Genomic DNA, 26,221 nt, shown 5'->3' on the forward strand with positions numbered 1-26,221 from the left:
TGGTCGTGCCGGGGCGTCAGCCCGGCAGCTCCCAGGCGTGCACCGGTTGGTTGGCGGCGGATTGGGCGAGGTAGCGCTCGAGCATCCCGTGCAGTGCCGAGGCGCGGTCCATGCCGCGCTCCTGCAGCGCCGCGACGGTGTCGACCTGCCAGGCCGCCCCGGTCTGCCGGGTCACGCAGCGGCGCTCCAGCACCGTCAGGTAGCGGTCGCACACCGCCCCGCCGACGCCCCAGCGGGCCAGACCCTCGTGGGCCAGCGGCAACAGCTTGCGCAGGGTCAGCTCGTCCGGGTTGAGCCACCCCGTCCCGGGCCAGTACAGCGGAGCGTCCATGCCGTGCCGGGCCGCGGTGTGGAAGTTCTCCCGAGCGGCCTCGAAGGACACCGACCGCCACAGCTCCTGGTCGGACTCGACCAGGGTGCGCAGCAGGCCGTAGAAGAACAACGCGTTCGCGACCATGTCGACGGTGGTAGGCCCCGCGGGGAGCACCCGGTTCTCCAGGCGCACGTGCGGCGCCTCCCCGGTGCTGTCGTAGATCGGCCGGTTCCAGCGCCAGATCGTGCCGTTGTGCAGGGTCAGCTCCGGCAGGTCCGGGAAGCCCTGCTCGCGCATCTGCGCGATCGGGTCGGTCTCGGTGGTCAGCGGCATCAAGGCCGGGAAGTAGCGCGCGTTCTCCGAGAACAGGTCGAGCACCGAGTCGATCCAGCGCTCGCCGAACCACACCCGCGGCCGTACGCCCTGGTTGTGGAACTCGGGCGTGCGGACGTCACAGGACTGCTCGAACAGCGGGATCCGGGTCTCCGCCCAGAGCTGCGAGCCCATCAGGAACGGCGAGTTCGCACCCAGACCCAGCTGGACGCCGGCCAGGCACTGCGCCGCGTTCCAGTACCGGCCGAAGTCGCCCGGTGCCACCTGCAGGTGCAGCTGCATCGAGGTGCACGCGGCCTCCGGGATGATCGTGTCGAAGTCCCCGCTGACCCGCTCGCCCGGCCCGGATCCGGCGATGTCGATCCGGATCGGCTCGCCCCGGGCGGAGAGCATCTGGTCGTTGAGGGCCTGGTAGCGATCCTCCGGCGAGATCGACTCGGCGACCATGTGACCGGCGTCCAGGGACGGCAGGATGCCGATCATCACGAGCTGCGTGCGCAGGTCGCCTGCCTTCGCGCCGGCACCGGCGAGCAGGTCCAACAGCTCGTGCTCGAGCTGGCGCCACTGCTCGCCCGGCAGCGGCCGCGGCGGCAGGTTCAGCTCCAGGTTCCAGCGTCCCAGCTCGGTCTGGAACTCGGTCGAGTTGATCGTGTCGAGGACGTCGTGGCCGTTCAGCGACGGCGCCAGCTCCGGATCGACGAGGTTGAACTCGATCTCCACCCCGGTCATCGGCTCGACGTCGGGGAAGGGGTAGGTGTTCAGCAGCTCCTCGAGCGCGTCGAGGCACCGCTGGACCTTGATCCGGTACCGCTGGCGGTCGCGCCGGGTGAAAGTCGTCCGGTCGAGCACCTGACCCATGCGCGAACCGACCTCCATCGAACGGGGAGCCTCCTCACCCACCCGGCGGACGTCCGGATCGGGGAGACGGCACTACACGTTGTCACATCACCGGGTCGGGCGGTACCGGCTGACCGGGCTACCAGGAGCGGCGAGCGGCCAGTGACATGGGACGATCGGTCCTCGTGGCCATCCTCACCCCGGTCGACCGTCCCGACGACCCCCGCATCGACGACTACCGGGACCTGACGACCGCCGACCGCCGTCCGGACCGGCCCGGCGGGCGGGGACTGGTGATCGCGGAGGGCGTGGTCGTCGTGCGACGGCTGCTCGACTCGCCGTTCCCGGTGCGGTCGTTGCTCGGCGTGCCGCGGCGGCTGGCGGAGCTGGAACCCGATCTCGACGGGCTCGACGTCCCGGCCTACGCGGCCGACGCCGGCACCATGGCCGAGGCGGTCGGATTCCACCTCAACCGGGGGGTGCTGGCCGTGGCGGACCGGGCCGCGGCGCCGGAGGTCCCCGGGTTGCTCGCCGGGGCGCGCGCGGTCGCGGTCTGCGAGGGGGTGGGCGACCACGAGAACCTGGGCTCGCTGTTCCGGAACGCGGCGGCGCTCGGCGTGGACGGCATCCTGCTCGGCCCGGGCTGCTCGGACCCGCTGTACCGGCGCAGCGTGCGGGTGTCGATGGGGCACGTGCTGCGGGTGCCGTTCACCCGGCTCGGTGGGGCGTGGCCGGCGTCGCTGGAGGGCCTGCGCCACGCCGGGTTCAGCGTCGTCGCGCTGACGCCGACAGCGGACGCCGAGCCGCTCGCGACCGCCGGGCTCGCCGGGGAGCGGGTCGCGCTGCTCGTCGGTGCCGAGGGGGCCGGCCTGTCCGACGAGGCCATGGCCGCCGCCGATCGCCGGGTCCGGATCCCGATGGCGACCGGAGTCGACTCGTTGAACGTCGCGACGGCCGCCGCGGTCGCGTTCCACGCGGTGACCGGAGGGGGATGACCTCCGGGACGGTCCGCACATGGGTGGCGTCGACGGCGAGCGCCGTTGCTCCTGTTGCGAAGTCGCTCACCAGGTGAGTGACTTCGCACAGTGGGGTGCCCGTGGCCGGCTCGAGCGGGGCCTCAGCGCTGGCCGCGGACCCCGAGCAGGACCTCGTCCCAGGACGGCATGACCGGCTTGCCCTTCTTGGTGCGGCGCGACGAGGCCCCGCCGCGCGGCTTCGCCTCGTCCGACGACGCCCCGTCGGCCGGTGCCCCGTCGGCCGGTCTGTCCCCGGGCAGCGCCTCATCGGGCAGCGCCTCATCGGGCAGGGCCTCAGCGGACAGGGCCTCGTCGGTCTGGGCGCCCTCGGTCGGTGCTTCCTCGACCGGTGCTTCGTCGACCGGCGTGCCGTCCGTCGGCGCTCCGGCTGCGGCCGGGGCGGCTGTCGCCGGGCCGGTGGATGCGTCGTCGGCGGTCGTCTCGACCGGCTCCTCCGTCGCCGACGCGGTCGCGGGCGCGGCTTCGGGGGCCGGCGGCTCTGCACCGGGCCCGGCCGGCTCGCCGTCGGTCGTCGGTGCCGGTGCACGGTCGGCCGGTGTCGCCTCGGCCGGAGCCTCGTCCGCCGGAGCAGGATCCGGCGAGCTCGTCGAGCTCGCCGGACGGCTGAGGGCCGGGGCCGCGGTGCGGATGGGGGCCGAGGCGGGCTGGCGCGCCGGGGGTGGGCTGGAGCGCCGCTGCTCGGGGGCGATCCCGCGGCCCGCCCAGGACTCGGTGGGCGGCGGGGCCTGGCCACCGGCGGCGACCGCCCGGGCCGGGGTGACGGTGTCGTCGTGGTCGGGGGCCGGCTCCTCGTCCCGGGCCATGTCGACGACGGCGCCGAGCGGCCGCAGCGGCCGCGCGGGCAGCCCCTCGACCAGGTCGGACGCGTGCTCGTCCAGCGGGACGACGGTGCCGCCGTGGGCACCGGGCTGGAACGCCCAGCGCGCCGCGTTGTCCGAACGTCCGGTCTGCCAGGTCAGGGCGACGACCCACTTGCCGTCGTCGCCCTTCCAGGAGTCCCACCCGGCGGTGGCGTAGTCCTGGCCGCGCAGGCCGAACGTGTGCGCGACGGTCTCGCCGAGCGTGCGCGAGTCGGGGCCGTCGGCCCGCTGCGGATGCGCACCCTGGGCGAGCTCGGCGGTGCGGGACCGCTCCAGCAGCACCGGGTAGGCGAACCGCTCGATCTTCTGGACCGGTACCCCCGCCGCGGCGGCGACCTCGTCGACCGACGCGCCGCCCCGGATGCGGGCCTGGATCTCCCGTGGGCGCAACTGGCTCTCCAACTCGATCGCGATCTGGCCGAGCCGGGTCACGTCGCCACGCGCGGCAGCGCGCAGCTGCTCGTCGGCCGGCACGGTGTAGCGCTCGCGTCGACCCGGGTCCTCGAGGACGACCGAGCCCTCCCCGGTCACCCCCACGACCCGCAACGCGCGCATCGATCAGCCCTCCTGCTGCTCGTCCCCGTCCGGGTGACGGTAGATCCCCGCTGCCTCGTGCCGGGTGAGGCGCGCCGTGCGAGTTCTGCCTGGTCGCTGACATCCACCTGGCCGTGGGACCCGCCTGGGTTCTCACTCACCGTGCGCAGGCTCCCACGCCACGTGACGAATGAGAAAGTTGGGGCCGTTGTTACTCGTGTGACTACAACGAGTCGCTATCGATCACGCAACATCGCTCACGGACGGCCGCGCGCCGGATCCGGACACACGACGGCCGGGCTCCGCGTCGGCGGGGCCCGGCCGGTGAGGTGGCGGTGGTCGGCTGTGCTGCGTCGGCTGTGTGGATCGGTTGCGGTGGGGCGGCCGCGGTGGTCGGGCCGAGGTGGGTCAGCTGCCGAGTCGCTCGGCGACCCAGTCGATCGCCGCCGTCAGCGCGGAGACGTCGGCCGGCTCGACGGCCGGGAACATCCCGACCCGCAGCTGGTTGCGGCCCAGCTTGCGGTACGGCTCGGTGTCCACGATCCCGTTCGCCCGCAGGACCTTCGCGACGGCGGCCGCGTCGACCGTGTCGTCGAAGTCGATCGTGCCGACGACCAGGCTGCGGTGCGTCGGGTCGGACACGAACGGTGTCGCGAACGAGCTCTTCTCGGCCCACGAGTAGAGCCGGTCGGAGGAGTCGCGGGTCCGGGCGACGCAGCCGTCCAGCCCGCCGAGGCCGTTCATCCAGTCGATCTGCTCGGCCAGCAGGAACAGTGTGGCGAGCGCCGGGGTGTTGTAGGTCTGGTCCTTGCCGGAGTTGTCGACGGCCGTGGCCAGCGACAGGAACGGCGGGATCCAGCGGTCGGACGCGTCCAGCTCCGCGACCCGCTCCAGGGCCTTCGGGCTCAGCAGCGCCAGGTAGAGGCCGCCGTCCGAGGCGAAGCCCTTCTGCGGGGCGAAGTAGTAGGCGTCGGCCTGGTCCACATCGACCGGCAGCCCGCCCGCGCCGGAGGTGGCGTCGATCAGGACGAGCTGATCGTCGGTGAGTCCTGCGGGGCGGGTCACCGGCACCGCGACGCCGGTCGAGGTCTCGTTGTGCGCCCAGGCGACGGCGTCCACCGACGGGTCGGTGGTCGGCTCCGGCGCGCTGCCCGGCTCGGCGGACACCACGACCGGGTCGGCCAGGAACGGCGCGCCCTTCGTGGTGTCGGCGAACTTCGACGAGAACTCGCCGTAGGTCAGGTGCAGCGAGCGCTCGCGGACCAGGCCGAACGCGGCGGCGTCCCAGAACGCGGTGGAGCCGCCGTCGCCCAGTACCACCCCGTAGCCCTCGGGCAGCGAGAACAGCTCGGACAGGCCGGCCCGCACGCGTCCGACCAGGTTCTTCACCGGCTTCTGCCGGTGCGAGGTGCCCATCACCGAGTCGCCGGAGGCGGCCAGCGCGGCCAGCTGCTCAGGGCGGACCTTGGAGGGACCGCAGCCGAAGCGGCCGTCCGATGGCAGGAGACCGGCGGGGATCTTCAGATCGGTGGGTGTCGAGGTCACGCCGGTCAGTGTCGCAGTACCGGACCCTCCGGACCGAGGGGGCGGTGTGCCGTGCCACACCCGGCCCCCTCAGGAGTGCGGGACCCGGTGCGCGCGCCGGTAGGCCAGCGGCGCCATCCCGATCTCGCCGCGCAACCGCTGCCGCAGCGCCGCGGTGGTGCCGAACCCGGACCGCGCGGCGATCTGCTCGACCGGCAGGTCGGTGCCCTCCAGCAGCCGCCGGACCAGGTCGAGTCGCCGCGCGGCGAGCCAGCGCCCGGGGCTCGTCCCGGTCTCCGCGTGGAACCTCCGGGTGAAGGTGCGGACGCTCATCGACGCCCGGTCCGCCAGCTCCTGCACCCCCAGCGGCTGGTGCAGCCGGTCCAACGCCCAGTCCCGGACCGCGCTGGTGTCCGGGCCGGCGGCGTCGGGCAGCCGGGTCTCGACGAACTGCGCCTGCCCGCCCTCCCGCCACGGCGCGACGACGTTCCGGCGCGCGGTCGCCGCGGCGATCTCGGCACCGTGGTCGCGGCGCACCAGGTGCAGGCACAGGTCGATCCCGGCGGCGACGCCGGCGGAGGTGAGTACCCCGCCGTCGTCCACGAACAGGACGCCCGGGTCGAGCCGGACCTGCGGGAACCGCCGTCGGAACCGGGCCGCGTGCGCCCAGTGCGTGGTGGCGCGGCGGCCGTCGAGCACCCCGGCGGCGGCGAGGGTGAAGGCTCCGGCGCAGATCGCGACGACCCGTCCGCGCGCCGCGGCCGCGCGGACCAGGTCGAGGACCTCCGGATCCGGTTCCCGGGCCTGCGTGCCGTCACCGGCCGGGCCGGGACCGGCCGCCAGGGCGACGGCCGGGACCACCAGGGTCTGCGCGGCGTCCAGGACGTCCCGGCCGTGCTCGGGCAGCAGCCGGTAGCCGGAGCTGGTCCGGGCCGGCCCACCGTCGAGCGAGCCGACCCGCACGTCGTAGAGCGGGGTCCCGTCCGCTGCGGTCGCCGTGCCGAGGATCCGGTCCGGGATCGCGGCCTCGAAGGCGATCACCCCGTCGACGGCGAGCACCCCGACCCGGTGCGGCGTGGCGGGCATGGCCGGATCTTTGCATATATCGGCTGTACGGCCACTGTCGGCGGCGACCGGATCGTTGCAGGCTCGGGCCATGACGCAGGCACTCCCGCACGCGGCGGGACGGGAACGCCGGGTGCACCCGGCCTGGTGGGCGGCGGCCGCGACCTTCCTCGCGCTGCTCGGTGCGGCCGGCTTCCGGTCGACGCCGGGGGTCATGGTCGAGCCGCTGCACACCGAGTTCGGCTGGTCGATCGGGTCGATCTCGTTCGCGCTGGCGGTGAACCTGGCCCTGTTCGGGCTCACCGCGCCGTTCGCGGCCGCGCTGATGGAGCGGTTCGGCGTTCGCCAGGTGGTGTCGGTCGCGCTCGTCATGGTCGCGATCGGCGCGGGCACGACCGTGTTCATGACGGCGGTCTGGCAGCTCGTGCTGCTCTGGGGCGTGATCGTCGGGCTTGGCACCGGCTCGATGGCGATGGCGCTGGTCGCGACGGTCGTGAACCGCTGGTTCGTGGCCCACCGCGGCCTGGTCTCCGGGATCCTCACCGCGGCCACCGCCACCGGCCAGCTGATCTTCCTCCCGCTGGTCGCGGCGATCGTCGAGTCCGGTGGGTGGCGCCCGGCGGCCCTGGTCACCGCGGTCGCGGCGGTGGTCGTCGTGCCGGTGGTGTGGTTCTTCCTCCGGGACCGCCCGGCCGACGCCGGCGTGCTGCCCTACGGCGGCACCGAGGCCGACGTCGTCGCCCCGGTCCGGACCGGGGCCGCGGTGCTGGCCGTGCGCTCGCTGGCCGAGGCCGCCCGTACCCGCACGTTCTGGCTGCTCGTCGGCGGGTTCTTCGTCTGCGGCGCGACGACCGCGGGCCTGGTCCAGTCGCACTTCGTCCCGGCCGCGCACGACCACGGCATGCCCGCGACGACCGCCGCGTCGCTGCTCGCACTGGTCGGGATCTTCGACCTGGTCGGGACGATCTGCTCCGGCTGGCTCACCGACCGGGTCGACCCGCGGCTGCTGCTCGGTGCCTACTACGGCCTGCGGGCGGTGTCGCTGGCGCTGCTCCCGCCGCTGTTCGGCACCGACCTGAACGTCAGCATGCTCGCGTTCGTGATCTTCTACGGGCTGGACTGGGTGGCCACCGTCCCGCCGACGATGGCGCTGGCCCGCGAGGCGTTCGGGGTCCGCGCGGCGGTGGTGTTCGGCTGGGTGTTCGCCTCGCACCAGCTCGGCGCGGCGTTCGCCGCCCTGGTCGCCGGCCTGGTACGCGACGCGCTGGGCAGCTACGACGCCGCCTGGTACGGCGGTGCTGTGCTCTGCGTCGTGGCGGTGGGACTGTCGCTCGCCATCCGGCGCCGGCGGGTCTCGGAACCGCAGCCCGCCGGGTGACCCGGCCCGTCCGGGGCGCCCGTCCCTGGTCACCGGGACGTCGCACCTGGGAGCCTGCCGTGGTGCGCCGGACGGATCTCGGCGTTCTTCGCCGCCGCCGGCGCGAACGCCGCACCGCCGTTCCCGGACCTCTCCGAACGCGAGCGCGAGGTGCTCGCGCTGCTGGCCGACGGGGCCGGCAACGCCGTGATCGCGCACCGGCTGTCGCTGAGCCCCGAGACCGTCCGCAACCACGTCTCGAACGTCCTGGCGAAGCTGCAGGTCACCGACCGTGCGCAGGCGGGGGCACAGGCCCGGGAGGCGGGCCTGCGCCGGGACCGCTGACCCCGGTCCCGGTGCGGGTCCCGGCGAACGGGGGACCGCCGTCCGCTGCGGCCGGGACGGCTCCCCGTATGGGGTCCCCCGGGTCACCCCGCCACCGACGGACGGAGCCCGCGATGCCGACCCCCGACACCCGCACCACCACCCCCGCGACGACGGCCGGCCGGCTCCCGTGGCCCCGGCTGCTCGCCTTCTGCGCCGTGCTCACCCTGACCGGGACGGTCCTGCTCCAGGCGACGGGCCGGTTCGTCGGCTTCCCCTCGCTGGTCGTGGTCGACCTGACGATGCTGGCCGGACTGCTGCTGCTGGTGAGCGGCGGGCGCGGCCGGATCCGGTCCGGCGCGGTCCTGATCGGCGTGTTCTCGCTGCTGAACAACATCCACGCGGGCCTGTTCCTGGCCGCCGTGACCGCGCCCGCCGGCGACCCGGTCACGTTCCTGACCTGCCTGACCACCTGGATCGGGTCGCTGCTCGCGATCCCGCTCGCGGTGGTCACCTCCCGGTTCCCGGAGGGCGCGGGCCCCGCCGTGCTGCGCCGGGCCGTCGCTCTCGTCCTCGCGGTGGCGACCGCGGTCGCCGCGGTACTGTTCGTGACCGCGGCCGACGACCCCGCCCGGCCCGGGGACCTGCAGGTGACCCGGGAGCGGGAAGGCTGGGGCCTACTCACCGACCAGGCGGGCCGGTCGTTCGCCCCGGCCCGGCTGACCGCCGCCCCGGGCCCGGTCACGATCGCCGTCACCAACACCGACCCGCTGGTCGGGGTGCGCTTCCTGATCCCGGAGCTCGACGTGCGGCAGGAGGTCGCGCCCGGGACGACCGCCCGGGTCACGTTCGACGCCCCCGCCGGGAGCTACACCCTCCTCGACGACACGTTCCTGGTCGAGAGCAGCCTCGTGGTCGGCTGAGATCGGCTCCGGCCCCGCCGGGCCGGAGCCGCCGTTGCCGGACGGGTGATCACGGGAACTGCACGATCGGGTCCCCTTCCTGGCCTCCTCGGCGCCGGTCGGGTAGTTCCGGGGGCCGGACCGCGACCGGAGGGGGACGGCCATGACCGACGGACCGACGGGAGAGGGGCCGCCTCCCGGCGGCCCGCCACCACAGCCGGGGATCGTCCCGCTGCGCGCGCTGGACGCCGGCGAGATCGTGGGCGGGGCCGTCCGGTTCGCCCGCAGGAACCCGGGCGTGGTGCTGGTCCCGGGATTCCTGGCCGCGGTCGTGGTGACCGCGGTCCAGGCCGGGATGCAGCTCTCCGGCGCGGCTGCGCCGGACCCCGGGGCCGGTCTCGCCGACGCGTTGGCCGGGTCGCTGACCACGTCGATCCCGCTGGGGCTGGTCTACCTCGCCGTCTACCCGCCGGTGATGGGGATCCTGCTCTGTGGGCTGCGCCCGGCCGTCCTGGGACGGCGCCCGACGCTCGGCGGGACATGGGCCGCGACCCGGCCACGGCTGCGCACGCTCTACGGCGTGCAGCTCGTCCTGACGGGGACCGGGCTGGCCGTGTTCGCGGTCGTGCTCGGGGTGGCGCTGCCGCTCGGGCGGGCCGGGGGAGTCGCGGCGGTCGTCGCGATCCTGATCGGGCTGGCGGCCTACGCCGCACTGATCTACGTCGGCGTGCTGCTCTACCCGGCGGTGGCCGTCGCCGCAGTCGAAGGGCTCGGCGTCCGGGACGCCCTGTGGCGGTCGGTCGAGCTGGTCCGCGGGTCGTGGTGGCGGTTCTTCGGCGTCCAGCTGCTCGCCATGCTGTTCGTGATGCTGCTCGTGATCGTCCTGATGATCCCGCTGACGATCGTCGGTGTCGGAGTCGCCGCCGGGGGTGGCGGGGCGGCCGCGGCAGGTGTCGTCGGCGGGCTGGTCGGCGTGGTGGCCGGAACCGTCGGCGCTGTGCTGACGGGCGGCGTGCTCGGGCTGCTGCACCAGGACCAGCGCATCCGCCGGGAGCACCTCGACGCCGACCTGATCCGCGAAGCCGGGTTCGGCTGAGCGAGCGGTCTCCGCCCTGTCTCAGCGGGCGACGATCGAGTCCCAGCCCTCGACGTCCTGCGGGCGCCGCGGGCCCGGCCCGACGTACTGCGCGGACGGGCGGACCAGCTTGCCCTCCCGCTTCTGCTCCAGCACGTGTGCCGACCAGCCTGCGGTCCGGGCGCTGGTGAACATCGCGGGCATCATGTGCGGCGGCACCTGCGCGAAGTCCAGGATCACCGCGGCCCAGAACTCGACGTTGGTCTCGATCGGATGGTCCGGGCGGCGCTCGCGCAGCACCGCCAGCGCGGCCCGCTCCAGCTCGGCGGCCACCTCGAAGCGCGGCGCGTCCAGCTCCTGGCAGGTGCGGCGCAGCACCCGGGCCCGCGGGTCCTCGGCCCGGTAGACCCGGTGCCCGAAGCCCATCAGCTTCTCCTTGCGGTCCAGGATGCCCGTGACCAGCGCGCGGGCGTCCCCGGTCCGCTCCACCTCGTCGATCATCGGGAGCACCCGGGCCGGGGCTCCGCCGTGCAGCGGGCCGGACATCGCCCCGATCGCGCCGGACAGCGACGCGGCGGCGTCCGCCCCGGTGGAGGCGATCACGCGGGCGGTGAAGGTGGAGGCGTTCATGCCGTGCTCGCTGGCCGAGACCCAGTAGGCGTCGACGGCGGCCACGTGCCGGGGGTCCGGCTCGCCACGCCAGCGGGTCATGAACCGCTCGGTGATCGTCGAGCACTCGTCGATCCGGGACTGCGGGACCGCCGGGACGCCGATCCCGCGCGCGGACTGCGCCACGTAGGACAGCGCCATCACCGAGGCCCGGGCCAGGTTGTCGCGGGCCTCGGCCTCGTCGACGTCGAGCAGCGGCCGGTATCCCCAGTACGGGGCGAGCATGGCCAGCGCGGCCTGCACGTCGACCCGGACGTCGCCGGTGTGCACCGGGATCGGGAACGGCTCGGCGGGCGGCAGTCCCTGCCCGAACCGGCCGTCGACCAGCAGTGCCCAGGTGTCGCCGAAGGTCACCGCGCCGGCGAGGTCCTCGAGGTCGACGCCGCGGTACCGCAGCGCGCCGCCGTCCTTGTCCGGCTCGGCGATCTCGGTGCGGAACGCCACGTGGCCCTCCAGACCGGAGCGGAAGCCGGGCGGCGGCGGGGGCACCTCGTGGGTGGTGGCGTTCTCGGGCACCGGGTCTCCTTCGGCACGGGTTGCGCTCGGCGTCGACGGTCGCTCCGCGAGCGTGCTCACCCTGCTCCGCGCGCGACCGACCGGGCAACGTGACGGGCCGGTGGGATCGGTCACGAAGCGGACATCCCGGGGTGAACACGGTGCACCGGCCGCACCCCGATCGGCGGGTGCGCAGGTGACCGGGTCCCGCCTACGGTCACATGCCGGTAGGCCCTGGAGGAGACCCATGACCGACGCACCGGCGCTCGAGAGCATGCGCACGGACTACGCCACCCGCCCGTTCGACGTCGCCGACGTGGCTGCCACCTGGCACGAGCAGCTGGCCGCCTGGCTGGACGACGCCCGCACGGGCGGCGAGCCGGAGCCGAACGCCATGGTGCTGGCGACCGCCGACCCGGACGGCGTCCCGTCGTCGCGGACGGTGCTGTGCAAGGGGATCGACGTCGGCGGGATCGTCTTCTACACCAACTACACCTCGGCCAAGAGCCACGACCTGCGCCGCACGCGGACCGCCGCGGTGACCTTCCCCTGGTACTCGCTGCAGCGTCAGGTGCAGCTCACCGGCCGGGTGGAGCGGTGCCCGGAGGCCCAGTCCGACGCCTACTGGGCGCTGCGCCCGCGTGGCTCCCAGCTCGGGGCGTGGGCCTCGGCGCAGTCCACCGTCGTCGCCGGGCGCACCGTGCTGGACCAGGCCCTGGACGGTGTCACCCGCCGGTTCGCCGACACCGACCGGATCCCGCGGCCGCCGCACTGGGGCGGCTGGCGGATCGACCCGTGGCAGGTGGAGTTCTGGCAGGGCCGCGAGGACCGGATGCACGACCGGCTGCGTTTCGAGCTCGGGCGCGACGACCGCTGGTCGATCCGCCGGCTCGCCCCCTGAGCGCCGGCTCGCACCCGGGAGAGACCGGCCGGATCCGGGTGAACCCGGAGGCAGACCGTCCGCCCCGCGGTGTACACCTGACGCCGTGAGCACGCCCGACGATCCGGGGGGCGGTCCGACCGAGCCGGTCCCGGGACCCGAACACGAGTCCCCGACCCGACCCGTGTGGAACGCCGCCGCCGCCGACGCCGGTGGGAGCGAGCCGGGCGCGCCGACCACCCGTACCCGGGCCGGCTGGGGTGCCCGGGCCACCGGCCTGTTGCGCTCGACGTTCGCCGACACCACGCCGCTGCGCACGCCCGCCTACCGGCGGCTGTGGGCGGCCGGGATCGTCACGGTGATCGGTGCGCAGCTCTCGGTGGTCGCCGTCCCGACACAGATCTACCAGCTCACCGGGTCGTCGGCCTACGTCGGCCTGACCGGGCTGTTCGGCCTGGTCCCGCTGGTCGTGTTCGGCCTGTGGGGCGGCGCGATCGCCGACGCGGTGGACCGCCGGGTGATGCTGCTGTTCACCGGCTCCGGGATCGCGCTGACCTCGCTGGCACTGTGGGTGGTCTCGGCCACCGGCGCCGGGAACGTCTGGGTGGTGCTGGTGCTGTTCGCCGTCCAGTCGGCGATGCTCGCGATGAACCAGCCCACCCGCAGCGCGGTGATCCCGCGGCTGCTCCCGGCCGAGCAGCTGCCCGCGGCGAACGCGCTGAACATGACCGTCGTGCAGATCGGTGCGGTCCTGGGGCCGCTGCTGGCCGGGGTGCTGATCCCCTTCATCGGCCTGCCGACGCTGTACCTGCTGGACGCGATCTTCCTGCTCGCGACGCTGTGGGCGACCTGGCGGCTGCCGCCGCTGCCGAGTACGCAGAGCGGCGGCGGCCGCGAGCAGGTGGGGCTGCGGGCGGTCCTCGACGGGTTCCGCTACGTCGGCATGCACCGGGTGCTGCTGGTGTCGTTCCTGGTCGACGTGATCGCGATGGGGTTCGGGATGCCGCGGGTGGTGTTCCCGGAGATGGCCCAGACGACCTTCGGCGGTCCGGCCGGGGGCGGGATCGCGCTCGGCGTGCTGTTCGCCGCGATCCCGCTCGGGATGGTGGTCGGCGGCGTCCTGTCCGGCTGGCTGACGCGGGTGGACCGGCAGGGTCTCGCCGTCGTCGTCGCGATCTGCGTCTGGGGCGGCGGGATCGCGTTGTTCGGTCTGACCGGATCGCTGTTCCTGGCGGTGCTGGCACTGGCCGTCGCGGGGGCCGGGGACCTGGTCAGCTCGGTGTACCGGTCGTCGATGCTGCAGACGGTGGCCACCGACGAGATGCGCGGCCGGATGCAGGGGGTGTTCATCGTCATCGTCGCCGGTGGGCCGCGACTGGCCGACCTCTGGCACGGCCCGGCCGCCGCCGCGATCGGCCCCGGTCCCACCGCCACGCTCGGCGGAGTGGCGGTGATCATCGCCACGTTGCTGGTGGTCACCCGGTTCCCGGAGTTCCTGCGTTACCGCGCTCCGCGGGACCGGCCGGACACGTGACCCTGGTCGCCGCGTTCTGCGGATCCGGCCGGGCGGGCTAGCGTGTGCGTCCGAGACCCGAATACATCCCAGCTGTGAGAGGGAACCTCCACATGTCCGACGAGACCGCCGCCAGCGCCGACACCGCCGTACTGAAGCATCAGGGCGGCGAGTTCGAGATGGCGGTGCACACCCCGACCGAGGGGTCTCAGGCCGTCGACGTCAGCAAGCTGCTCGGCAAGACCGGCCTGGTCACCTACGACCCGGGATTCACCAGCACCGCCGCCTGCTCCTCCGCGATCACCTACATCGACGGGGACGCCGGCATCCTCCGCTACCGCGGCTACCCGATCGACCAGCTGGCGACGAACTCGTCCTTCCTCGAGGTCAGCTACCTGCTCATCTACGGCGAGCTGCCCACGCAGCAGCAGCTGGACCGGTTCACCAACGACATCAGCCGGCACACGCTGCTGCACGAGGACCTCAAGGGGTTCTTCGACGGCTTCCCGCGGGACGCGCACCCGATGCCGGTGCTGTCCTCGGCGGTGTCCGCGCTGTCGACCTTCTACCAGGACTCGCTGGACCCGTTCGACGAGAAGGCCGTCGAGCTGTCGACGGTCCGGCTGATGGCGAAGGTCTTCACGATCGCCGCCTACGCCTACAAGAAGTCGGTCGGTCAGCCGTTCCTGTACCCGGACAACTCCATGGGTCTGGTCGAGAACTTCCTGCGGATGACGTTCGGGTTCCCGGCCGAGCCCTACGAGCTCGACCCGGACATGGCCCGGGCGCTGGACACCCTGCTGATCCTGCACGCCGACCACGAGCAGAACTGCTCGACCTCGACGGTACGACTGGTCGGCTCCAGCCAGGCCAACCTGTTCGCCTCGATCTCGGCCGGCGTGAACGCGCTGTTCGGCCCGCTGCACGGCGGCGCCAACCAGGCCGTGCTGGAGATGCTGACCCAGATCAAGGACGACGAGGGCGGCAACGTCGACGCGTTCGTGAACCGGGTGAAGAACAAGGAGGAGGGCGCGAAGCTGATGGGCTTCGGGCACCGGGTCTACAAGAACTACGACCCGCGCGCGAAGATCGTCAAGGAGCAGGCCGAGACGATCCTGAAGAAGCTCGGCGTCAACGACCCGCTGCTCGACATCGCGATGACGCTGGAGGAGAAGGCGCTCGCCGACGACTACTTCGTCGAGCGCAAGCTCTACCCGAACGTCGACTTCTACACCGGTGTGATCTACCGGGCGATGGGCTTTCCGGTGAAGATGTTCACCGTGCTGTTCGCGCTCGGCCGGCTCCCGGGCTGGATCGCGCACTGGCGGGAGATGATGGACGACCCGCAGAACAAGATCGGCCGTCCGCGGCAGCTCTACACCGGTTCCGGTGAGCGGAGCTACGTCCCCCTCGGGCGGCGCTGACCCGCGCGCACCGCGACACGCACCGCGACACGCACCACGACACGCACCACGGCTCCACGACGCACGTAGGGACCCCACCCCACCGCGTTGTGGAGCCATCGTGCGCTCGGGGGGTCGGGGTCGGCGGGCGTCCGGCGCGGAGCGGCGCTAGCGTCGGCCGGCATGGCTGTCTCGTCCGGCGTCGTCTGGTTCCGGCGTGACCTGCGGGTCGCCGACCAGCCGACCTTCCTCGCCGCGGCGGACGCCGCGGACCGGTCGCTCGCGCTGTTCGTCCTGGACGACGCCCTGCTCGGGCCGTCCGGGGCCGCGCGGCGGAACTTCCTGTACGGCTGCCTGCGCGAGCTGGACGCCGCGCTCGGCGGGCGACTGCTGGTCGTCCGGGGCGACCCGGCCGACGTCGTACCGCGGGTCGCGCGGGCGGTCGGCGCCGGCACCGTGCACGTCGCCGCCGACTACGGGCCGTACGGCATGCGACGGGACGGCCGCGTCGAGCAGGCGCTCGACGAGGACGGCGTCGAGCTGGTCCGCACCGGCTCGCCCTACGCGGTCGCCCCGGGCCGGGTGCGGACCGGCGACGGCGGCCCGTACAAGGTGTTCACCCCGTTCCGCCGGGCCTGGGCCGAGCACGGCTGGCGCGCTCCGGCCGGGACGACGGCGTCCACGGTGACCTGGATCGGCCCCGCGGAGTCCGGCGGCGGGCCGCGCCCGGTGCCGATCCCCGATGACGAGTCCTGCGAGTCCGAGCTGCCCGAGCCTGGGGAGCGGGCGGCCCTGGCCCGCTGGAAGGACTTCCTCGACTCCGGAGTCGAGGACTACGAGTCCGACCGGGACCTGCCGGCGAAGGACGGCACGTCCGGGATGTCGCCGTACCTGAAGTACGGCTGCGTGCACCCGCGCACGCTGCTCGCCGACCTGGCCGGCCGCCGCGGCGACTCGGTGCAGGCCTACCGTACCGAGATCGCCTGGCGGGAGTTCTACGCCGACGTGCTCTACCGGCGCCCGGACTCGGCCCGGGAGAACTACGACCCCGGTTTCGACCACCTCCCGCTGCGCACCGGCGAGGACGCCTGGGCCGACTTCGAGCGGTGGCAGCAGGGCCGGACCGGGTTCCCGATCGTCGACGCCGGGATGCGGCAGCTGCGTGCCGAGGCGTGGATGCACAACCGGCTGCGGATGGTCGTCGCGTCGTTCCTGGTCAAGGACCTGCACCTGCCGTGGTGGTGGGGCGCCCGGCACTTCATGCGGCTGCTGGTGGACGGCGACCTGGCGTCGAACCAGCACGGCTGGCAGTGGACGGCCGGATCGGGGACGGACGCGTCGCCGTACTTCCGGATCTTCAACCCGATCACCCAGGGGCAGCGGTTCGACCCGGACGGCGACTACGTCCGGCGCTGGGTACCCGAGCTCGCCGGCGTCGCGGGCAAGGCGGTGCACCAGCCCTGGAAGCTGCGCGACGGGATCCCGGCGGGCTACCCGCAGCCGATGGTCGACCACCCGACCGAGCGGCACGATGCCCTGGACCGCTACGAGGAGGTCAAGCGCGCCCGGTAGGGCGCAGCGCCTCCCGCCAGGTCACCCGGGCCCCGGTCCGCAGGATCGAGTTCCGGTAGACGCGCGCGGCGAGGCGCACCATGCCGGCCAGCGCCAGCAGGGCCAGGACCAGCGCGAGCAGCGGTTCCCACCAGGCGGTGACGCCCAGCGCCGTCCGGGCCGGCATCAGGGTCTGGGAGAAGAACGGCACGAACGACAGCGCCGTCGTCACGGTGTTCCGCGGGTCGACCGGCAGCACCGCCACCGCCAGCAGGAACGGCACCAGCAGGACGACCGCGACCGGCGCGGTCACCGACTGCAGCTCCTCCTGCCGCGACACCAGCGCCCCGGCCGCGGCGTACAGCGTCGCGAACAGGAAGAACCCCACCAGGTACCAGAGCAGCGCCGACGCGAGCGGCCCCACGAGCAGCGCCGGGACCGCGACCACGCCGGTACCCAGCGCCGCCGTCGTGCCGATCCCGCCGAGGACGAGCAGCTGCAGCAGGCCGACGAGGCCCAGACCCAGGACCTTGCCCGCCAGCAGCTGGGTGGCCGGGATCGTGGACAGCAGCAGCTCGACGACCCGGCCGGACTTCTCCTCGACCACTCCCTGGGCGACGGCCGCGCCGTAGGCGGTGACGGAGAAGAACAGCAGGAACGTCACGACGAACGCGGTCGCGACCCGTTGCCCGAGCTCGGTGTCGGCCGGCTCGAGGGTGCGGACCCCGACCCCCGCGGTCCGGCCGACCTGTTCGGGATCCGCCCCGGCCGCGGTGAGCGCGTCGTGCACCGCCTGCTGCTCGACGACGTCGGTCACCAGCGTGCGCAGGCCGCCGCCGACGTCCTCGAGCCCGACGAGCTGGTAGCTGCCGGGCCCGCCGGTGAGCATCGCGTCCGCCTCGCCGGTCCGGACCATCGACTCCGCGGTGGCCCGGTTGCCGGCCTCGGTGAGCGTCAGGCTGCCGCCCTCCCGGTCGGCGGTCGACTGCAGCACCGGGCGCAGGTCCCTGGCCGGCCCGTCGAGCACCAGCGACGACGACGAGGACTGCGTTCCGACGAACGCGAACACCGCGCCGTAGCCGCCGAGCACCAGCAGCATCAGCAGCAGCCCGATGACGAACGTCCGCGAGCGGACCTGGGTGGTGACCTCGCGCTGCGCGACCAGCGCGATCGTGCCGGCGGCCCCGCTCACGCCGCCCCGTCCGCTCCGGGGCCGGGCCGGTCGGCGACGGCGTCGCGGTACAGCTCGGTCAGCGGCGGCCGGTGCGGTCCGAACGCGTGCACCGGGCCGGCGGCGAGCGCGGCGGTCAGCAGCGTCTGGTCGTCGGTCCCGGCCGCGAGCTCGACCCGGGTCCGGTCACCGTCCGTGGCGAGGACGCGCACCCCGTCCAGATCGTCCGCCCACCCCGGCGGCGGGCCGACGACGTCGTACCGGTCGGCCGCGGCCGCGCGCAGCTCGTCGACCGTCCCGACGGCGACCATCCGGCCGGCCGAGATGATCCCCACCCGGTCGCAGAGCCGTTCGACCAGCTCCAGCTGGTGCGAGGAGAAGATCACCGGGGTACCGGTGCCCGCCCGCTCGTGCAGCACCTCGCTCATGGTGTCGACGGCGGTCGGGTCGAGCCCGGAGAACGGCTCGTCGAGCACGAGGACGTCGGGGGCGTGCACCAGCGCGGCGCACAGCTGCACCCGCTGCTGGTTGCCCAGCGAGAGCTTCTGCACCTCGTCGTGGCGCCGGTCGGCCAGCCCCACCCGCTCGGTCCACCGGCTCACCGCGGCGTGCGCGTCGGCGCGCGAGAGGCCGTGCAACCGGGCCAGGTAGGCGAGCTGCTCGGCGACCCGCATCTTCGGGTAGAGGCCGCGTTCCTCGGGCAGGTAGCCGATGCGTCGCCGGACGGCGGCGTCCATCGGGGAGCCCCGCCAGGAGACGTCCCCGGCGTCCGGGTCCAGGACGCCGAGGACGATCCGCATCGTCGTCGTCTTGCCCGCCCCGTTGCCGCCGACGAAGCCGAACACCTCGCCCGGCCGGACCTCGAACGTCACGCCGTCCAGGGCCTGCGCGGTCCCGAACCGCTTGGCGAGCCCGTCGATCGCCAGCACCCGGGCGACGCTACACGGACCCCGTGCCGCGCACCGGAAGCCGACCGTTGCGTGGGGTAGCAGTCGTTCGTTGCGCTGGGTAGGCTCCGCGGATCACTATCCGGGGATTGTGTCGATCGTGTAACGAAAATGCGTTTCAGATTGCAGACGCATTTGGTGAATGGGGGTGTACCGAATGACATCGGTCCCGGCAGGCTCACAGCAGGGGGCGGAGGACGAGGTCGAGCCATCGATCCTGCGCAGAGCGGTTGCCGCGTCGGCCATCGGTAACGCCACCGAATGGTTCGACTACGGCGTCTACACGTACCTGACGGTCGAGCTCACGAACGCCTTCTTCCCGGGCGAACTGGGTTACCTGGGAACACTTCTCGGTTTTGCGATCTCCTTCGTCCTGCGCCCGCTGGGCGGCTTCGTGTGGGGCCCCCTCGGGGACCGGATCGGTCGCCAGCGAGTCCTCTCGCTCACGATCATCCTGATGGGTGTCGCCACGTTCCTGATCGGCGTGATCCCGTCCTTCGAGACGATCGGCTGGGGCGCTCCCGCGCTGCTGTTCCTCCTGCGGATCGTGCAGGGCTTCTCCACCGGCGGTGAGTACGGCGGTGCCGCGACCTTCATGGCCGAGTACGCCCCGGACAAGAAGCGCGGCTTCTGGGGCAGCTTCCTGGAGTTCGGTACCCTCGCGGGCCTCACCCTGGCCGTCCTGGTGGTCTTCGGCCTGGAGAGTGCGATCGGCGAGCAGGCGATGCTCGACTACGGGTGGCGGATCCCGTTCATGGTCGCGCTGCCGCTGGCGATGATCGGTCTCTATATCCGGACCAAGCTGGAGGACACCCCGGTCTTCCGGGAGCTGGAGGCGTCCGGCGAGTCCGAGACCGCCGCGACCGGGGCGCTGAGGGACCTGGTCGTCCGCTACTGGCAGCCGATCCTGGCGCTGTTCGGTCTGGTCGTCGCGCTGAACGTCATCAACTACACGCTGCTCACGTACATGCCGACCTACCTGCAGACCACGATCGGGATGGAGTCGGCGGGCGCCGACACGCTGGCTGTCGTCGGGCAGGTGATCATGATGCTGCTCATCCCGTTCGCGGGTACGCTGTCGGACCGGATCGGTCGTAAGCCGTGCTGGTGGATCTCGCTGATCGGCATCTTCGTCCTGGCCATCCCGATGTACATGCTGATGGCGCAGGGGCTGGCCTGGGCGATCGTCGGGTTCACCGTGCTTGGCCTGATCTACCTGCTGCAGCTGGGCACGATCTCGGCGACCTTCCCGGCGATGTTCCCGACGCACGTCCGGTTCGCCGGCATGGCGATCTCGTACAACCTGGCGACGGCCGCGTTCGGGGGGACCGCGCCGCTGGTGAACGAGGCGGTCGTCGAGTCGACCGGGGACGTGCTGTTCCCCGCGTACTACATGATGGGGTCCTGTGTGATCGGCATGATCGCGCTGTACTTCGTCATCGAGACCAAGGGGATGTCGATCAAGGGTCGGGAGATTCCGGGTCTTGCCGAGCACCGGGAGCGGCGGGCCGCCAAGGCGCGCTCCTGACCCCGTTGCGCACGGCCTACCGGGCCTGTCTCCGCAGGTCGGAGGCGGGCCCGGCGTCGTGTCAGCAGCCGCTCGACGTCCCGCCCAGCCGTGCGGCACCGGCCGCACCCCACCGAAGACCAACGATGGCGACGACGACCAGACCGTCGAGGGGCATCGGTGGATTCTGGCTGGGACGGCCGAGCTGATAGGCGTTGCCGGCTGTCAGCCTGAGTCGTGTACGCGCCCTCGGGGCCTGAAACGCCGGTAACCGACGCCGGCCAGACCCATCAGCACCAGCACGCTCACCGCGCCGATCATGGCGCGGAGCCAGATCGGAGTCTCGACCGGGAGCAAGAGCGTAGGCCACATACCACTCACGAAGGCGGCCACCATGCACACCAGTGCGCGGATCCCCGGTGACATCCCGTCGTCGAACGTGAGCCAACGCGACAACGACCTGCTCATGATCCGAACTGTAGGTCACCGGTCGCACGGGCGCAGGGTGTTGTTGACGCTGCCCCGCAGCCGGACCGCCGAGCTCGAGACGGAAGGTCGGCAGCCCCGGTCGTGCTGCGGACGCCGTCGTCAGCGGGCCACCCAACCACGTGGCAGCGGCCGGTGCCCGGCCCGGTCGGCGATCCACAGCCAGGCCCAGCAGACCGCGCCGTCCGGCAGCGTGATCCGGATCCGCCGGTACTCCGGCCCTTCGTAGCGGTCCAGCACCGGTAGCGCGGCGACCGGGTCGGCCAGCTCCACCACGTACCCGGGTACGCCGTCGCCGCCGAGGGTCAGCGCGGGGTAGCCGTGTCCGGTGTCGGCGACGGCCGCGTCCGGTAGTACCGCCGCACGCGGTGTGCTCCCGGGAGCGGCGTGCTCCGCGATCTGCCCCCAGGCGTCCTCGCCGGGCATCAGCGAGCCGTAGACGAATACCCGCGACGGCCAGGCGTCGGGATCCGGGACACCGTCGACCGTCACCGCGTCCAGCCCGTCGCCGCTGGGTACCCCGCGCAACGACCGGGCCGCGACCTGGCCCACGGCCGAGCACGGCACCGCAGCACCGTCGACCAGCAGTGGACGCCGGTCGGTGCGCTGCTCACCGGTGGGCTCGACCGGCGCGACGTAGGCGTAGGGCCGGTCGATCACCCCGCCGCCGTCGGTCAGCCGGACGGCGCCGGTCGCGACCCGGGCCAGCCGGTAGCGCGGCGGGTCCGCCGTGCGCCCCTCGACGGCGTCGAGCGCCGCGAACTGGTCCGGCGCGGCCAGCCAGAGTGCATGCGTCTCGACCGCGCCGGGCGCGGCGACGAGGGTGGCCGGGCGCTGGCCGTCGACCACCCGGTGCCCTGCCGACCACACCGCGGAGAGCTCCTCGGTGCGGACGTGCAACACCACGACCGGTCCGGTCAGGCCCCGTTCGGCGCGCATCCAGGAGATCTTCGACGGGTTCGCGTTCGACCCGTAGGCCAGAACCGGCACCCGCCCGGCCGAGGGCGCCACGCCGCGCTCGCGCAGCCACCCGTCGAGGCAGACGCCGTCCACCCGCAGGCCCGACGGCACCGACGGGTCCGCCCGGAGCTGACGGGTCACACCGGCCCCGTCGGCGGGATCCTCGTGCACGAACGACACCGGCGGCCGGAGCCCCGGGTACGGATCGGCCGGGAACAGGGTGTCCGGCCACGGGGGCGGGATGTCCGGCGTCATGTGCGACGACGGTAGATCACGGACCGGGCGCAGGTGTACCGATGCCAGGTCCGATCCGGTCCACACGGGTTCCCGTCGTTCACACGAGGTCCGATCCCGTGTGGATGACGGGAACCCGTGTGATCGGCGGCCGGTGGGCTACGCCGGGGCCGAGGTGTCCTCCGGCGTCGCGATCCCGTAGCCGCGGATCTTGCGGTAGATCGTGGCCCGGGACATGCCCAGCCGGCGGGCCGCCTCGGCCTTGTTGCCGTCGGCGTCGAGCAGTGCGTCGACGATCGCGTCGCACTCGATCGACTCCAGCGGGGTGAGCACCCGACGGGTCAGTGCCCGGGTCTCCGGCGGCAGGTCCTCCGGCCGGATCACACCGGTCCGCCGGCGCGCCACGACCTTGCGCAGCACCTGGTAGAGCTGCTCGACGTTGCCCGGCCAGCGGTTGCGCATCAGCACCCGCATCGCCGCGGGTGAGCAGCTCAGGTCGGAGCCGCGGGTCAGCCGGGTCAGCAGGTAGGGCACCAGCTCGCCGACGTCCTCCACGTGGTGTCGCAACGGCGGCACGTCGATGGTCCGCGGGAACGCCCGCAGCAGGGTGTCCACCTCGGGCGAGGTGTCCTCGACGGTGTTGCCGGCGGCGCTCGCCGACCGGGTCGCCACGACCCACGGCCGCTCGTGGTCGGTGGACTCGCGCATCGGCTCCAGCGCGTCGGCCAGCGCGGTCGCCGCGGACGGGGAGAGCTTCTCCACGTCGCGCAGCACCAGCGTGCCGCCCGCCCCGGTCAGCTCGTCGTGCACCTCGCCCAGCCAGCGCGGGCAGAAGTCGGCGGCGTCCAGCACCCGGACGTGCCCGGCGGCGGAGTGCAGGTGGTGGGTGGCCCGGGCCAGCGTGGTCCGGCCGGAGCCGGGCTCGCCCTGCAGCACCACCCACTCGTTCGTGCGGAAGTGCCGGTCCACCGACTGCGCGCACTTCGTCCACAGCGCCCCGGACCCGACGGCGGTGGGCAGCACGGTGGTGATGGTGGGGTGCGCGGGCCGCCCACCACCGGACGGCTCGCGGGAGGTCAGCGTCACCTGCAGCACCCCGCCGGAGGAACCGGGTTCGGACCAGCTCGGCCGGCACTGCACCCGGGCGGTCGCCCCGCTGGGCAGGTCGACGACGAGCTGCCGGGAGCGCCCGCCGCGCAGCGCCTCGGTCGCCCCGGCCAGCAGCCCGACCTGGTCTCCGGGGGCGATCAGCTCCCGGGCCCGGTCGTTCATCATCACCAGGTCGTCGCCCACGGCGAGCACCGGGGTGTTCCCGGCCCGCTGCACCGCGGCCAGGTAGTCGTGCAGCAGCGTCAGCTCGTGCCGGCCGGAGGCGGCCAGCAGCGCCTCCTCGATCCGCCGGGCGGTGGTGGACGCCGTGGCGACCATCAGCGCGTTGGCCTCCCGGCGCCAGCAGGTCAGGTCGACCACGCCGAGGATCTTCCCGGTCACCGGGTGCCGGATCGGGGCGCCGGCGCAGGCCAGGTTCTCCAGATGGTCGACGAAGTGCTCGTGCCCGAACACCTCGGTCGGCCGGCGCCCCTCCAGCGCCGTGCCGATGCCGTTGGTCCCGACGTGCCGCTCGGCGTAGGAGAACCCCGGCGCGAGCCACACCCGGTCCAGGTGCTGGGTGAGCGCGGAGTCCCCGGTGCGCCGGTCCAGGACGACGCCGTCGTGGTCGCAGAGGATCAGGCTGACCGGCTCGGTGGCGAACTGGTCGGCCAGCTCGGAGACGATCGGCCGGGCCGCGCGGACCAGCGGGCTGTCCGGCTCGGCGTCGAGTTCGGGGAGGTCGATCGAGTCCGCCGGGACGTCCATGTCCCGGGACCGGATCCAGGACGCCAGGATCGGCGCCCGGACGGCGTCCGAGAACCGGTCGCCGCGGTGCAGGAACGCCTCGCGCGCGGCGGCGATCCGCTCGGCCGGCACCGCGGACGCGGCGGTCAGGGCGCCGCCGGCGGGCGACCCGGATGCCGGTTCACGCATGGTCGTACCGCCCCGACCGTCGTCCGGCCCGGGGGTCGCGTGCGGCGGGGCTGTCAATGAGGGCCTCCTCGCCTGCGCCGAGATCGGGACGTACACCCCGCGATCGGGCGCTGAGCAGCGGTGACCCGCTTCGACGCAGGGTGTGACGGCGACGGTACGCGCCGTGCGAGGAAGATCACCATAGTCGGCGATCCAGCCTCGTCTCATATTGAGACCGCCGTCACTCGGTGTACCAGGTGTGATTCGCAGCACGGGCAGAACGACGTCGTTGCCGCGGGAGCCACCCGCGCCGCTGCGACACCGTGATTCCCGCGTTCGACCACGAACCCGGGGCACCCGCGCTCGTCCCGCGATCCGACCACATGACCCACCACCGTGAGGAGACGACGTGAGTCGGCAGAGCTTGGCGAAGGCTCACCAGAAGATCCAGGAACTCTCCTGGGAGCCGCTGTACCACGAGCCGTACATGAAGTACGGGACCGACTACACCTTCCGGAAGGCCGCGAAGAAGGATCCGCTCAAGCAGGTCCTGCGGTCGTACTTCCCGATGGAGGAGGAGAAGGACCACCGCGTCTACGGCGCCCAGGACGGTGCCATCCGCGGCAACATGTTCCGGCAGGTGCAGGAGCGCTGGCTGGAGTGGCAGAAGCTCTTCCTGTCGATCATCCCGTTGCCGGAGATCTCCGCCGCGCGCTCGATGCCGATGCTGTTCCACGCGGTTCCGAACCCGGAGCTGCACAACGGCCAGGCGATCCAGATGATCGACGAGGTTCGGCACAGCACGATCCAGCAGAACCTCAAGCGCCTGTACATGAATAACTACATCGACCCGGCGGGCTTCAACAACTCGCTGAAGAACTTCCAGACGGACTACTGCGGCACCATCGGCCGTCAGTTCGCCGAGGGGTTCATCACCGGTGACGCGATCACCGCGGCGTCGATCTACCTGACCATCGTCGCCGAGACCGCGTTCACCAACACGCTGTTCGTGGCGATGCCGGCGGAGGCCGCCGCCAACGGCGACTACCTGCTGCCGACGGTGTTCCACTCGGTGCAGTCCGACGAGTCGCGGCACATCTCGAACGGCTACGCGACCCTGCTGATGGCCCTGTCCGACGAGGACAACCGCCAGCTGCTCGAGCGCGACCTGCGCTACGCGTGGTGGAACAACCACCGGGTCGTCGACGCCGCGATCGGCACCTTCATCGAGTACGGCACGAAGGACCGCCGCAAGGACCGCGAGTCCTACGCGGAGATGTGGCGTCGATGGATCTACGACGACTACTACCGCTCGTACCTGCTGCCGCTCGAGAAGTACGGCCTGGTCATCCCGCACGACCTGGTCGAGGAGTCCTGGAACCAGATCTGGAACAAGGGCTACGTCCACGAGGTCGCGCAGTTCTTCGCCACCGGTTGGCTCGCCAACTACTGGCGGATCGACGGCATGACCGACGAGGACTTCGAGTGGTTCGAGTACAAGTACCCGGGCTGGTACGACCGCTACGGCAAGTGGTGGGAGAACTACAACCGCCTCGCCAAGCCGAACGGCCACCACGCGATCGTGGCCGAGGATGTCGACTACGTGTACCCGCACCGCTGCTGGACCTGCATGGTCCCGTGTCTGGTGCGTGAGGACATGGTCATGGACCAGGTGGACGGTCAGTGGCGTACCTACTGCCACGAGGTCTGCCACTGGACCGACGCCGTCGCCTTCCGGCCCACCTACCAGGGTCGCGAGACCCCGAACATGGGCAAGCTCGTCGGCCACCGCGAGTGGGAGACGCTCTACCACGGCTGGAACTGGGCCGACGTGGTCAAGGACATGGGCCACGTGCGCGACGACGGCCACACGCTGACCGCCCAGCCGCACCTGGACCTGGACCCGAAGAAGATGTGGAACCTGGACCACATGCGGCGGATGCCCGCGTTCGCGAGCCCGAACGTGGTGCTCAACGAGATGAGCGACGACGAGCGCGCGGCGTTCGCGGCGGACTACGTCCGCCAGGGGCCGGCCGGCCGGCCCGCGCCCACCGACGCCTGAGCGCGGGTCAGGCGAGGGGGAGGGGCTCCCGTCACGCCATGACGGGGCCCTTCTCCCGCGGCCCGGCCGGGGGGTCGTCTTCCCCGGCCGGGTCATCCCGCCTCCCGCCACGGGCATCCGGGACACGTGTGGCCGGGACTGTCCGATACGTCGCGTTCATCGCAGAGAGGTGGTTCGG

General features: G+C 72.9%; 21 protein-coding genes. 11 read left to right on the forward strand and 10 right to left on the reverse strand.

The features are described from left to right. Positions 1 to 16 precede the first annotated feature (16 nt). Positions 17 to 1,504 carry a glutamate--cysteine ligase gene (locus ACLFMI_RS22055; protein WP_410949836.1) on the reverse strand — a complete coding sequence of 496 codons (1,488 nt, stop codon included), beginning with the start codon at positions 1,502 to 1,504 and terminating at the stop codon, positions 17 to 19. A gap of 164 nt (positions 1,505 to 1,668) precedes the next feature. Here ACLFMI_RS22055 and ACLFMI_RS22060 point away from each other — a divergent pair, with 164 nt between their 5' ends. Further along, the gene (locus tag ACLFMI_RS22060) at positions 1,669 to 2,478 is read left to right on the forward strand and encodes a TrmH family RNA methyltransferase (RefSeq protein ID WP_410949837.1); all 810 of its coding nucleotides are present in this window, start codon (positions 1,669 to 1,671) and stop codon (positions 2,476 to 2,478) included. Positions 2,479 to 2,600: 122 nt separating this feature from the next. Here ACLFMI_RS22060 and sepH read toward each other — a convergent pair whose 3' ends face one another. The 3 genes from sepH to ACLFMI_RS22075 all read right to left on the reverse strand — a co-directional run bounded on the left by sepH (position 2,601) and on the right by ACLFMI_RS22075 (position 6,524). After that, positions 2,601 to 3,935, reverse strand: a complete 1,335-nt coding sequence (gene sepH, locus ACLFMI_RS22065; protein WP_410949838.1) for a septation protein SepH — start codon at positions 3,933 to 3,935, stop codon at positions 2,601 to 2,603. A gap of 387 nt (positions 3,936 to 4,322) precedes the next feature. Further along, complete coding sequence (gene serC / locus ACLFMI_RS22070; protein ID WP_410949839.1) at positions 4,323 to 5,459, reverse strand: phosphoserine transaminase; 1,137 nt, start codon at positions 5,457 to 5,459, stop codon at positions 4,323 to 4,325. 69 nt (positions 5,460 to 5,528) lie between these two features. Continuing rightward, on the reverse strand, positions 5,529 to 6,524 hold the full coding sequence (locus tag ACLFMI_RS22075) for a GlxA family transcriptional regulator (RefSeq protein WP_410949840.1): 996 nt from the start codon (positions 6,522 to 6,524) through the stop codon (positions 5,529 to 5,531). Positions 6,525 to 6,594: 70 nt separating this feature from the next. Here ACLFMI_RS22075 and ACLFMI_RS22080 point away from each other — a divergent pair, with 70 nt between their 5' ends. The 4 genes from ACLFMI_RS22080 to ACLFMI_RS22095 all read left to right on the forward strand — a co-directional run bounded on the left by ACLFMI_RS22080 (position 6,595) and on the right by ACLFMI_RS22095 (position 10,182). Further along, positions 6,595 to 7,881 carry an MFS transporter gene (locus tag ACLFMI_RS22080; protein ID WP_410949841.1) on the forward strand — a complete coding sequence of 429 codons (1,287 nt, stop codon included), beginning with the start codon at positions 6,595 to 6,597 and terminating at the stop codon, positions 7,879 to 7,881. A 75-nt stretch (positions 7,882 to 7,956) separates the two neighbouring features. Then, complete coding sequence (locus ACLFMI_RS22085) at positions 7,957 to 8,205, forward strand: helix-turn-helix domain-containing protein (protein ID WP_410949891.1); 249 nt, start codon at positions 7,957 to 7,959, stop codon at positions 8,203 to 8,205. Positions 8,206 to 8,318: 113 nt separating this feature from the next. Continuing rightward, on the forward strand, positions 8,319 to 9,107 hold the full coding sequence (locus ACLFMI_RS22090) for a cupredoxin domain-containing protein (RefSeq protein ID WP_410949842.1): 789 nt from the start codon (positions 8,319 to 8,321) through the stop codon (positions 9,105 to 9,107). 142 nt (positions 9,108 to 9,249) lie between these two features. After that, positions 9,250 to 10,182 carry a hypothetical protein gene (locus tag ACLFMI_RS22095; RefSeq protein ID WP_410949843.1) on the forward strand — a complete coding sequence of 311 codons (933 nt, stop codon included), beginning with the start codon at positions 9,250 to 9,252 and terminating at the stop codon, positions 10,180 to 10,182. 21 nt (positions 10,183 to 10,203) lie between these two features. Here the strand turns inward: ACLFMI_RS22095 and ACLFMI_RS22100 are convergent, their stop codons facing one another. Further along, complete coding sequence (locus ACLFMI_RS22100) at positions 10,204 to 11,346, reverse strand: citrate synthase 2 (RefSeq protein ID WP_410949844.1); 1,143 nt, start codon at positions 11,344 to 11,346, stop codon at positions 10,204 to 10,206. A gap of 226 nt (positions 11,347 to 11,572) precedes the next feature. On the opposite strand from ACLFMI_RS22100, the gene pdxH reads away from it, so the two are divergent. From pdxH to ACLFMI_RS22120, 4 genes are all read left to right on the forward strand, one after another. Beyond that, a complete protein-coding gene (pdxH, locus tag ACLFMI_RS22105) occupies positions 11,573 to 12,226 on the forward strand; it encodes a pyridoxamine 5'-phosphate oxidase (protein WP_410949845.1) in 654 nt (217 codons plus the stop codon). 85 nt (positions 12,227 to 12,311) lie between these two features. Further along, entirely contained in the window at positions 12,312 to 13,739 is a 1,428-nt protein-coding gene (locus tag ACLFMI_RS22110) for an MFS transporter (RefSeq protein WP_410949846.1), read from the forward strand. Between the two features lie 92 nt (positions 13,740 to 13,831). Next, positions 13,832 to 15,142 carry a citrate synthase gene (locus ACLFMI_RS22115; RefSeq protein ID WP_410949847.1) on the forward strand — a complete coding sequence of 437 codons (1,311 nt, stop codon included), beginning with the start codon at positions 13,832 to 13,834 and terminating at the stop codon, positions 15,140 to 15,142. A 162-nt stretch (positions 15,143 to 15,304) separates the two neighbouring features. Continuing rightward, the gene (locus tag ACLFMI_RS22120) at positions 15,305 to 16,693 is read left to right on the forward strand and encodes a cryptochrome/photolyase family protein (protein WP_410949848.1); all 1,389 of its coding nucleotides are present in this window, start codon (positions 15,305 to 15,307) and stop codon (positions 16,691 to 16,693) included. Here ACLFMI_RS22120 and ACLFMI_RS22125 read toward each other — a convergent pair. Beyond that, on the reverse strand, positions 16,677 to 17,864 hold the full coding sequence (locus ACLFMI_RS22125; protein WP_410949849.1) for an ABC transporter permease: 1,188 nt from the start codon (positions 17,862 to 17,864) through the stop codon (positions 16,677 to 16,679). The two genes, ACLFMI_RS22120 and ACLFMI_RS22125, sit on opposite strands and share 17 nt — an antisense overlap. Continuing rightward, the gene (locus ACLFMI_RS22130) at positions 17,861 to 18,772 is read right to left on the reverse strand and encodes an ABC transporter ATP-binding protein (protein ID WP_410949850.1); all 912 of its coding nucleotides are present in this window, start codon (positions 18,770 to 18,772) and stop codon (positions 17,861 to 17,863) included. The genes ACLFMI_RS22125 and ACLFMI_RS22130 overlap by 4 nt, the downstream gene beginning before the upstream one ends. Positions 18,773 to 18,947: 175 nt before the next feature. Here ACLFMI_RS22130 and ACLFMI_RS22135 point away from each other — a divergent pair, with 175 nt between their 5' ends. Beyond that, positions 18,948 to 20,318, forward strand: a complete 1,371-nt coding sequence (locus ACLFMI_RS22135) for an MFS transporter (protein ID WP_410949851.1) — start codon at positions 18,948 to 18,950, stop codon at positions 20,316 to 20,318. Positions 20,319 to 20,522: 204 nt separating this feature from the next. On the opposite strand, the gene ACLFMI_RS22140 is transcribed toward ACLFMI_RS22135, so the two are convergent. From ACLFMI_RS22140 to ACLFMI_RS22150, 3 genes are all read right to left on the reverse strand, one after another. Next, positions 20,523 to 20,765 carry a hypothetical protein gene (locus ACLFMI_RS22140; RefSeq protein ID WP_410949852.1) on the reverse strand — a complete coding sequence of 81 codons (243 nt, stop codon included), beginning with the start codon at positions 20,763 to 20,765 and terminating at the stop codon, positions 20,523 to 20,525. A gap of 120 nt (positions 20,766 to 20,885) precedes the next feature. Continuing rightward, positions 20,886 to 21,998 carry a gamma-glutamylcyclotransferase family protein gene (locus ACLFMI_RS22145; protein WP_410949853.1) on the reverse strand — a complete coding sequence of 371 codons (1,113 nt, stop codon included), beginning with the start codon at positions 21,996 to 21,998 and terminating at the stop codon, positions 20,886 to 20,888. 138 nt (positions 21,999 to 22,136) lie between these two features. Next, on the reverse strand, positions 22,137 to 24,002 hold the full coding sequence (locus tag ACLFMI_RS22150) for a sigma-54-dependent Fis family transcriptional regulator (RefSeq protein ID WP_410949854.1): 1,866 nt from the start codon (positions 24,000 to 24,002) through the stop codon (positions 22,137 to 22,139). A gap of 403 nt (positions 24,003 to 24,405) precedes the next feature. Between ACLFMI_RS22150 and ACLFMI_RS22155 the strand changes: the two genes are divergently transcribed. Then, positions 24,406 to 26,043: a ferritin family protein gene (locus tag ACLFMI_RS22155; RefSeq protein WP_410949892.1), complete on the forward strand. Its 1,638-nt coding sequence runs from the start codon at positions 24,406 to 24,408 to the stop codon at positions 26,041 to 26,043. Positions 26,044 to 26,221 lie beyond the last annotated feature (178 nt).

Source organism: Pseudonocardia nantongensis (assembly GCF_046546495.1).
Taxonomy (GTDB): domain Bacteria; phylum Actinomycetota; class Actinomycetes; order Mycobacteriales; family Pseudonocardiaceae; genus Pseudonocardia; species Pseudonocardia nantongensis.